Annotated in this window: 4 protein-coding genes; 3 read left to right on the forward strand and 1 reads right to left on the reverse strand. The window is 34.2% G+C overall.

Annotation, left to right across the window (positions count from 1 at the left end; translation table 11 throughout):
• Positions 1 to 711: 711 nt before the first annotated feature.
• Positions 712 to 1,170: a hypothetical protein gene (locus AB4Z30_RS29690; protein ID WP_441931200.1), complete on the forward strand. Its 459-nt coding sequence runs from the start codon at positions 712 to 714 to the stop codon at positions 1,168 to 1,170.
• Between the two features lie 1,125 nt (positions 1,171 to 2,295).
• Here AB4Z30_RS29690 and AB4Z30_RS29695 read toward each other — a convergent pair.
• Positions 2,296 to 2,583: a hypothetical protein gene (locus AB4Z30_RS29695; RefSeq protein WP_244988569.1), complete on the reverse strand. Its 288-nt coding sequence runs from the start codon at positions 2,581 to 2,583 to the stop codon at positions 2,296 to 2,298.
• Positions 2,584 to 2,754: 171 nt separating this feature from the next.
• Here AB4Z30_RS29695 and AB4Z30_RS29700 point away from each other — a divergent pair, with 171 nt between their 5' ends.
• Together AB4Z30_RS29700 and AB4Z30_RS29705 are read left to right on the forward strand one after the other, a co-directional pair.
• Positions 2,755 to 2,958, forward strand: a complete 204-nt coding sequence (locus AB4Z30_RS29700; protein ID WP_211085345.1) for a helix-turn-helix domain-containing protein — start codon at positions 2,755 to 2,757, stop codon at positions 2,956 to 2,958.
• A gap of 182 nt (positions 2,959 to 3,140) precedes the next feature.
• Complete coding sequence (locus tag AB4Z30_RS29705; RefSeq protein ID WP_441931201.1) at positions 3,141 to 4,370, forward strand: DUF5677 domain-containing protein; 1,230 nt, start codon at positions 3,141 to 3,143, stop codon at positions 4,368 to 4,370.
• The last annotated feature ends 581 nt before the right edge of the window (positions 4,371 to 4,951 follow it).

A 4,951-nucleotide genomic window follows, 5' to 3' on the forward strand; every position in this document is an offset into this window, starting at 1 on the left:
ATCATAAGAAACAAATAGAAAACTTATTGGGTGATTCATAGAAGACATGGATCATAAGAAACAAATAGAAAACTTATTGGGTGATTCATAGAAGACATGGACATCCTATAACATCATATTCACGCTGCGGGCATACGCTCTTGGTCCGACATTCGTCGGACACCCAGCATACGCTGGGTCGTGAATACAGKAACGTTATTGGAACAGACTTGCAATGGATTAAAAACCTTGAATGGATCGGATGAAAGAATTGTAAGRTCAAAAATCGATTAACAAAAAAGGATCAAAGAAGAGATCAAATGACATTGAAGGACAAAAGCGATTTTAAAAATCTAATTAAAAAAAGGTCAAGTAACATTCAAAAGATCATAAGAGATTGAGGATCAAGGACATATTGAGAACGAAGACCAATGAAAATGAAATGACATAAAAAATGAGAACCATGAAAGATCAAAAAACACATAAAGCACATAAAACACATAAAACACATACATGAAGAAACATTGAAGAGAAATGTACAGTAGATTCGAAGAAGGCAAGACCGTCCAATAACATCATATTCAAGCATCGGCTCCGATGGAGCCTTGGTCTGCGAGGTGGATTTCGAAGAGGGATTTCAGCAGACAACCCTTACGGGTTCGTGAATACAGTAACGTTATGTGAAAGTATTGCAAATACTATTAAATCATAAAAAATGAAAGAGGAAAAATTGTGGGATATTACTTTCGTGGAATTATTACATCAATTGATTTTATTGATTTATATAGAAACAGATATAGAAATCTAGTCATAATTCCTTTAATTAATTCATTAGTAGCAATACCGCTCACTGATGATCTTTTCGATGAAATAAATACGAATCAAGAAATGACAATAACGAATTATGAATATTTAACAGACCAGATAGGAAAGTTCTGTTCAGAAATATCACAGTCTAGTAGGACAGCCTATGTTGAAGCAGAATATTTTGGTGGAGTCGGGTCGCAAAATAGTATTGTTTGGAAATCGGAAGAAGTGATTTTTGAAGAGACCTTCAGTAATAATGCAATCAATAAGTCACTAGAAATACTAGGAGTAATGAGACTGAAAGAAAAAGATGAATTTGATACAGTTCGATTAGGGAGACATAGATTTATTGATGATTGGGTGAATAAAGAAACTCATTTGTAGATATCCTTCGAAGACAATACCATCACATAACATAATATTCAAGCAGCGGCTCCTTGCGGAGCCTTGGTCTGTTAGATGGATTTCGGAGAGGCATTTCAGCAGACAACCCCTTTGGGGTTCATGAATACGACAACGTTATGTGCAATTGCTGAAATATAAGAATGAACATATAAACAAGGGATGAAACCGATGGACAGTTTAATTGAATTGATATTGGAGCCTTTATTTAACCGATTTGTCTTGCGAATCAAACAATTGAAAGCACGAGTAATATTTAGAACATATTCGAAGAAGAACAAATGGATAAATGGGAAATTAAATGATAGAACATATAAGGAAATAATATTGAGTACCGAAAGTCTCTTGAACTTATTTTTGAACAAAGAATACAGAAATAACAATTTAAGGGATGAAAAAACACGAACGACCTATATTGAAAACATTAAAAAAGCGATATAGAAACAATAATTATATGATCGTAACTCGAGAAGCATCAACAGCACATAACATAATATTCACGCTGCGGCTCCTTCAGAGCCTTGGTCTGTCAGATGGATTTCGAGGAAGCATTTCAGCAGACAACCCCGTTGGGGTTCGTGAATACAGGAATGTTATACGACAGAATAAACAAATAGAAAAATCTTGAAAAGGAACTCTTGTTCTCTTTTTTGATAGGTGCTAGAATATATTTGAAATCAAATTATGATAACGGAGGTGAATTTTCATGGCGGTTAAACATATTCCAACAAATATTGTGCACAGTGGAAGTAAAGGTGGAACTACTGGATGTGGCACGAATACGAATGAACATTCGGATCATTGGATGAGTACTAGTGCAATTGTTACTTGCAATAAAAATGGTTGTAAGAACTAAAAACGATAAAACAATGACTGCCTGCGATGAGTGTTAGGGCAGTCATTGTTTTAAACTGAAGAAGATGAATAATAAAGGTATATTCGAGAAGAGATTTCTAGTCGTATAACATAATATCCAAGCACCGAATCCTTGGGGCCTTGGTCTGCTGGATGGATTTCCAAGAGGTACATCGGCAGAGAATCCCGTTAGAGTTATTAATACAGGAACGTTATAGAATAGAATCAAATGAAAAGATAGCCGATTGGCTTTCAATTAGAATTTATATTTAATTCATTATGTAATTGAAGGGCATCTTTAAAACCTTGTAAGTAGATTTCACGTTCTAGAATTGTTTGAACTGAGAGGTCTGCATCATCGTAAAGAAATAGAGTTTTATGCATATCCTGAGGTAGAAGTTCATGTAACTGTTTGAAGTAAAGATTTCGCTCAGAAGAGAATTGATTGTAAATAGTGTTGTTCTTGAGAAGGTCGCTATATAAGGCTTCAATTCGGTTACGTATCAACGAATCAAGTAAGACTTCTAAAGAATTGTACATAAATAATCACCGTCCATCATATTTTATTTTGCGAACAAAAGTTTAACTTATTGAATATTATTTTATCATAATGAAAACTCTAGTCAAGACATATCAAAGATATTTTTGATTAAAAAAATATATTTTCATATAATTAAAGAAAAATTCAATTTGGATACAAAGGAGTACCAGATGATAAGTTATAAACCATTCCAAAAATTATTAATTGACAGGGAGATTAAGAAACAAGATTTATTAAGAATGACGGGAATTTCATCCGCAACGATGGCAAAGCTCAACACAAATGAGTATGTATCTTTAGAAGTCATTGATAAATTATGTACGGCATTGGAATGCCAACCTGGAGATCTTTTGGAACATCTAACAGACCAATAAAAGAATAGAATGTAAGAGGATATTGGTTAACTCGAAGATTCGATTCCGCCGTATAACATAATATTCAAGCTGCAGCTTCTTTAGAGCTTTGGTCTTGTGGAAGCGTTTCAGTAGACACATCCGACTTCGTCTGACGTCTTGAATACAACAACGTAAGACGAATTTTATTGAGGAGAGAAAACATGAAAAGAAGACCTTCACGAAATGCTGAATGTCCATGTGGAAGTGAAAAGAAATTCAAAAAATGTTGTATTAATAAAAATTTCAGTTGGATTTTAGATGATGACGGCATTTATAAACGTTCAATACCTATCAAAGATCCAGATATGATTGCGGCTATGGAGGAACATGAGAAAAGATTCATTGAGATATATGGTAGAGAACCAAAGGACGACGACCTTTTCTTCTATGATCAATATGTATCACCAATGGATGAATATGAAGTTGAAAACATGACGGTAAAATTATTAGAAGAAATAAACGCAGACCCAGCATTTATCTATGCCTATAAAAAGACTGGTAGATTAGTAGTCAAAGAGTACGAAGGGAATTTAACTGATGCAGAGTTAAGTGAATGGCGTAGTGCCTTGGCAGAGTACTATGATTTGAATGAGGAACTTCAATTTGAAGAAGTTGTATCAGATGGTGAGCAAAATAGTTTACTGGTAGAATTTGAATCTGCACTCTACTTGTTTGGAATGATCATTGCAAAGTATGACCAAGTTAAGGGGATAGACCTCACTCATAATGATTTTATTATGTTTTGTGTCACTAAATCGTTTAAGACCTTTAAATCTATTCAAGTTCAATTAAAAGCCGGACTGATTGAAGATTCACTTAATCTATTAAGATCGGTTTATGAAAACTATCTTAACATAATATATGTTTTAAGATATCCCGAAAGATTAGATGATTTGGTGGCAGCAAGAATCGGTATGGAAGAAGGAACCCACCAGTATTTAATTCATAGTAATGGTAAGTTTGATAAGAGAACTATCGTTGATAAAGTAACTGGGCAACAATATATAGGTCATATCTCTAATTATTCAATGGCCACTGCAAGTCCCTATAAAGAGGATATTTTTATCTTTGATAAATTGTATGAAAAACTATCGAGATTCACTCATCCAAACATATTAGTTTCTAAGCACTATATAAGTAACGAAAAATTTAATCCTCACCATCGGGGCAAATCTGACGATGCAATTATACTTTCTATATTTATTAGCATACTTCTGTTAGAGCAACTGCTGGCTATCAACGCAGACGAACAAATGCAACAAGATATAAAAAACCGTCTAGTAAAAATGAAAAATATCATTATAGAAATATTTAGTGATTTTGTTACTGAAAAAGATGAGAAGTATATTCTTGAAAAATCAATTTATGAAAGAGTCAATAACATTGGCTGAACACGATGAGGATCCAATAAACTTCGTCCAACAACATTTTTACGCTTTTGCCCATTCTGCTCTCGGCCCGGCCTGATGAAAAAAATATATGGATGATTTTAGTCGGACACATTTTTTCCCTAAGATAAGAGCTATCTAAAGGGGATGGTGTCGTGAACACAAGAACGTTATATGACAGAATCAAATGAAAAGAGAGCCGTTTGGCTCTAATTAGAATTTATATTTAATTCATTATGTAATTGAAGAATATCTTTAAAACCCATGCAAGTATATTTCACGAATGCCAACCTGGAGATCTTTTGGAACATCTAACAGACCAATGAAAGAACAGAGTATAAGAGGGTGTTGGTTAACTCGAAGATGTGATTCCGTCGTATAACATAGTATTCAAGCTGCGGCTCCTCTGGAGCCTTGGTCTACTAGATGAATTCTGTGGAAGCATTTCAGCAGACAACCCCTTCGGGGATCGTGAATACAGGAACGTTATCCGAAACTACTTTAAATCTAATCTGAGGTGAATTGCTTTGGAAATAATAAGAAGGAACAGAGATGAAGGTACTGTAGAAGTATCAGTAATTAAT

The sequence above is a fragment of the Paenibacillus sp. 2TAF8 genome, from assembly GCF_052114825.1.
In the GTDB taxonomy this organism is placed as follows: Bacteria; Bacillota; Bacilli; order Paenibacillales; family Paenibacillaceae; genus Paenibacillus.